Annotated in this window: 3 protein-coding genes and 2 pseudogenes; all 5 read right to left on the reverse strand. The window is 64.2% G+C overall.

Annotated features, from left to right (window positions below):
* Positions 1-1,633: polyribonucleotide nucleotidyltransferase (pnp, locus tag Q427_RS26465; RefSeq protein ID WP_197030834.1), on the reverse strand; the 1,633-nt coding region annotated here is incomplete at its 3' end.
* Between the two features lie 317 nt (positions 1,634-1,950).
* The gene (gene rpsO / locus Q427_RS26470; RefSeq protein WP_043512930.1) at positions 1,951-2,220 is read right to left on the reverse strand and encodes a 30S ribosomal protein S15; all 270 of its coding nucleotides are present in this window, start codon (positions 2,218-2,220) and stop codon (positions 1,951-1,953) included.
* A gap of 91 nt (positions 2,221-2,311) precedes the next feature.
* Positions 2,312-3,234: pseudogene (gene truB, locus Q427_RS37220) on the reverse strand (tRNA pseudouridine(55) synthase TruB).
* Positions 3,234-3,689 (reverse strand): 30S ribosome-binding factor RbfA, encoded by a 456-nt coding sequence (gene rbfA / locus Q427_RS26480; RefSeq protein ID WP_043518468.1) that lies wholly within the window; start codon positions 3,687-3,689, stop codon positions 3,234-3,236. Before rbfA ends, truB begins: the two are co-directional and overlap by 1 nt.
* 18 nt (positions 3,690-3,707) lie before the next feature.
* Positions 3,708-5,116: pseudogene (gene infB / locus Q427_RS26485) on the reverse strand (translation initiation factor IF-2); the annotation flags it as partial.

The following is a 5,116-nucleotide window of genomic DNA, read 5'->3' on the forward strand; positions in this document are numbered from 1 at the left end:
TCTGGGCGATCACGTCGTTCATCTGCTGGAGGATATGCAGGCGGGCCTCATTGGCCTGCTGCAGGGCGACCTCCATGATCTCCTCGTTGATCCCCTCGATCTTGATATCCATCTGCAGGGCGGTCACACCGGCCGCCGAACCGGCCACCTTGAAGTCCATGTCGCCCAGGTGATCCTCGTCGCCCAGGATATCGGTCAACACGGCAAAGCCGTCGGCATCCTTGACCAGACCCATGGCGATGCCCGCCACCGGTGCCTTCATCGGCACGCCGGCGTCCATCAGTGCCAGCGAGGAGCCGCACACGGATGCCATGGAGCTCGAGCCGTTGGACTCGGTGATCTCGGAGACCACACGGATGGTGTAGGGGAAATCCTCGGACGAAGGCAGCATGGCCTCGATGCTGCGACGGGCCAGGCGACCGTGGCCGATTTCGCGACGCTTGGGCCCGCCCATGAAGCCGGCTTCACCCACGCAATAGGGGGGGAAGTTGTAGTGCAGCATGAAGCGATCCTTGCGCTCACCCTCCAGCGACTCGATCAGCTGGGCATCGCGCAGGGTACCCAGAGTGGCGATAACGATCGCCTGGGTCTCGCCGCGGGTGAAGATCGACGAACCATGGGTCTTGGGCAGGCTACCCACTTCGATATTCAGCGGACGCACGGTCTTCTGGTCGCGACCGTCGATGCGCGGCTCACCCTTGACCACGCGAGAGCGCACCACCCGCTTCTCCAGCGCGGCGAAGGCACCCTTGACCTCGTCGGCATCGAACTTGCCTTCCTCTTCACCGGCGAGCTGCTCTACGGCCTCGGCCTTGAGTGCCGACAGAGCGTCCTGACGAGCCATCTTGTCGGTGACACGGTAGGCCTCGCCCACCTTGGCTTCGAAGCCCTGCGCAACGGCTTCCTTGAGGGGCGTGTTCTCGGCGGGCGGCTGCCAGTCCCACTTCGGCTTGCCGGCCTCGGCGGTGAGCTCCTCGATGGCCTTGATGGCGACCTGCATCTCCTGATGGCCATAGAGCACGGCGCCCAGCATCTCGTCCTCGAGCAGCTCCTTGGCCTCGGACTCCACCATCAGCACCGCTTTCTCGGTACCGGCGACCACCATGTTCAGCTCGGAGTTGGCGAGCTCCTCCACCGTGGGGTTGAGGAAGTAGCCCTTCTCCTCGTCGAAGCCCACCCGCGCGGCACCCAGGGGGCCGTTGAACGGCACGCCGGCGATGCACAGCGCCGCGGAAGTGCCGAGCATGGCGGCGATGTCCGGGTCATGGTTGCGGTCGGTGGAGAGCACGGTACAGATCACCTGCACCTCGTTCATGAAGCCCTTGGGGAACAGCGGGCGAATCGGGCGATCGATCAGGCGGGAGGTGAGGGTCTCCTTCTCGGTGGGACGCCCCTCGCGCTTGAAGAAGCCGCCGGGGATCTTGCCGACCGCGTAGGTTTTTTCCTGATAGAACACCGCCAGGGGGAAGAAGTCCTGACCTGGCTTGAGCTCTTTCTTGGCGACGACGGTACACAGCACCACGGTATCGTCCATGGTGACCAATACGGCCCCATGTGCCTGGCGGGCGATGCGCCCGGTTTCCAGGGTGACGGTGCTGCGACCGTACTGAAACGTTTTCTTGACCGGATTCACGGCGATTTCCTTCAACTTTTCGATGTCTGGGTCGTTTTGACTCGGCGACTATTTTAGGGGTTGACGCGCGCGAGGGCCACCGGTTAGCGATATTTCGACAGGGCAGTCGCGATATATCTCCCCGACTCGTGGGACTATGCCGGCGACAGGCCTGCGAGGAGGCGCTGTGAACCCATACCTGGGCGCTACTTTTGCCTTCCATGGCAAAAGACCTCCTCTTCGGCCTGCCCCCGGCGTCCCTCGCGATTCGGCAGCCGTAAACGCAAAACGGGCAGCCCCAAGGGCTGCCCGTTCATTGTCGCGCTGGAAAACGTCGATTAACGACGCAGGCCCAGACGCTGGATCAATGCCTGATAGCGTTCGAAATCCTTGCGCTTCAGGTAGTCAAGCAGCTTGCGGCGCTGATTGACCATGCGGATCAGGCCACGACGTGAGTGGTGATCCTGCTTGTTGGTCTTGAAGTGATCCTGCAGGCCGTCGATGTTGGCGCTGAGCAGGGCTACCTGCACTTCGGGGGAACCGGTGTCGTTGTCACCACGACCGAATTCATTGACGATTTCGGCCTTCTTTTCGGCGGTAAGTGCCATCTGTCTCTCCAGTAAGCAATATGCCTGAGTCATGAATGTCGGAGACCACGCATATTTGCAGTCTCCACGCCTGCGCCCTAAGGCGCTGGTCTCACACCGAGTCCGCCGTAGCGGTACTCAGCAGGCGACGGGGGGCGATTTCCCCTGTCGCCCTGACCACGCCGAGACCCACAAAGGTCCCGTCGTGATAGAGTCTTGTCTCTCGCCGGGCGCATGGCGCCCGGCGAGACGACGGCCGACTGCCCGTGCTGCAGCCGCGTCACGGCCTCGACATCAAGCTCCAGGGACGGCAGATGCGCAACCAGCACATCCACCGGCAAGAGCCTTGCCTCGAGGTCAGCCTGGTCGGGCCGGGCCTCCAGTCCATCGAAGGCCACCATCTCGCTGGCATCGAAGGGGCCGGTCTTGAGCCGCCGCAGCGCGGTGATATGGGCGCCACATCCGAGCGCCCGACCGATGTCTTCGGCCAGGGTGCGGATATAGGTGCCCTTGCTGCATCGCACTTCCAGCGTGAAGGCATCGCCGTCGTGGGCCAGAAGGCGCGCATCATACACCGTCACGCGTCGGGCTGCACGCTCCACCGTCTTGCCTCCCGGGCCAGCTCGTAGAGCTTGCGCCCTGATGCTTGAGCGCCGAGTACATGGGCGGAACCTGTTCGATCTCGCCGCGAAACCGCGCCAGCACCGCCTCAATGTCCGCCTCGCTCAGTGCCGGCACCGCCTGGCGTTCGACCACTTCTCCCTCGGCATCGCCAGTGTCGGTCACCACACCCAGCTGGACGCGGGTGCGATAGACCTTGTCGGCCTCCAGCAGGAACGAGGAGAACTTGGTCGCCTCGCCGAAGCAGACCGGCAACAGCCCCGTCGCCATGGGGTCGAGAGTGCCGGTGTGGCCCGCCTTCTGTGCCTGGAACAGGCGTCGGGCACGCTGCAGGGCATGGTTGCTCGACGCACCCTGGGGCTTGTCGAGCAGTAGCACCCCGTTGACCGGCAGACCACGGCGACGACGCGCCATCAGTCCTTCTCGTCCTCGTTGCCACCGCGCGCCTGGCCGTCACCGACGTCGCCGTCGTGATTGCCGGCAGCTTCGCCGTCCTCGGCCTCGTTACGGGCACGATCACGGGAGACCGCCTCGTCGATCAGCGACGACAGCCGTTGGCCACGCACCACGCTCTCATCATAATGAAAGCGCAGCTCCGGCACGTGGCGCAGCTTGATCCGCCGGGCCACCTGGCTACGCAGGAACCCCGCGGCCTGCTTGAGCACCTTGAGATTCTCCCGGATGCGCTCGGGATCCTCCTCGCCCAGCAGGGTCACGTGCACGTCGGCATAGCCGAGGTCACGGCTGACCTCGACGCCGCTCACCGTGACCATCCCCAGGCGCGGGTCCTTGACCTCGCGCTGGATCAGCACCGCCAGCTCCTTCTGCAGCTGATCGCCGACACGGTCGGTACGCTTGAATTCGCGCATGCTCGACTCCTTGGCCGGTTAGAGCGTCCGCTCGACCTTGACCTGATCGAAAACTTCGATCTTGTCGCCAACCTGAACGTCATTGTAGTTCTTCACGCCGATGCCACACTCCATGCCGTTACGCACTTCGCTGACGTCGTCCTTGAAGCGACGCAGGGACTCGAGCTCGCCTTCGTAGATGACCACGTTGTCGCGCAGCACGCGGATCTTCTTGTTGCGATGCACGCTGCCCTCGACAACCATGCAGCCCGCCACGGCGCCGATCTTCGGTGCGCGGAAGACATCACGAACCTCGGCCACGCCGACGATCTCTTCCTTCCACTCCGGTGCCAGCATGCCGCTCATGGCCTGCTTGACCTCGTCGATCAGCTGATAGATCACGCTGTAGTAGCGCAGATCCAGGCCTTCACGCTCGATGATCTCACGGGCGGCCGCATCGGCACGGACGTTGAAGCCCACCACGATGGCCTCGGAGGCCAGCGCCAGGTTGGCATCGGTACCTGTGATGCCGCCCACGCCGGAGGAGACCACAGCCACTTCGACTTCGCCGGTGGAGAGCTCTTCCAGGGCGCCTTGATGGCTTCCAGCGAGCCCTGCACATCGGCCTTCAGCACGATGTTGACCTTGGCCACCTCGTCCTGGCCCATCTGGCTGAACATGTTCTCCAGCTTGGCCTTCTGCTGACGCGCCAGGCGCACTTCGCGATACTTGCCCTGACGGAAGTTGGCGACCTCGCGGGCCTTCTTCTCGTCGGCCACGACCATGAAGTCGTCACCGGCATCCGGGGTACCGTCGAGACCCTGGATCTCCACCGGCATCGCCGGACCCACGGCGTCGACCTGCTGGCCGAGCTCGTTGGTCAGCGCACGCACACGGCCGTAGTGCAGGCCGGCCAGGACGATGTCGCCCTTGCGCAGGGTACCGTTCTGGACCAGCACGGTGGCCACCGGGCCGCGCCCCCTGTCGAGACGCGACTCGACCACCACACCCTTGCCGGGCGCTTCGGGAACCGCCTTGAGCTCGAGGACTTCGGAAACCAGCTGGATCGCCTCCAGCAGCTCCTCGATGCCGTCGCCCGTCTTGGCCGAGACGTGGACGAACTGCGTATCGCCACCCCACTCCTCGGAAATGACCCCATGCTGGGAAAGCTCGTTGCGGATACGGTCGAAGTCCGCGCCTTCCTTGTCGATCTTGTTGACCGCCACCACCATCGGCACTTCGGCTGCCTTGGAGTGCTCGATCGCCTCGATGGTCTGGGGCATGACGCCATCGTCGGCCGCCACCACCAGGATGACCACGTCGGTGGCCTTGGCACCGCGTGCACGCATGGCGGTGAACGCCGCGTGGCCCGGGGTGTCGAGGAAGGTCACGCCGCCGTGCTGGTCTTCCACGTGATAGGCGCCGATATGCTGGGTGATGCCGCCAGC

This window comes from Halomonas sp. BC04, assembly GCF_000568385.1.

What these genes read in the sequence shown, in the direction of transcription:
- rpsO (WP_043512930.1), bottom strand. Translation starts at nt 2,220, where the DNA reads ATGGCACTTACCGCCGAAAAGAAGGCCGAAATCGTCAATGAATTCGGT.
- rbfA (WP_043518468.1), bottom strand. Translation starts at nt 3,689, where the DNA reads ATGCGCGAATTCAAGCGTACCGACCGTGTCGGCGATCAGCTGCAGAAG.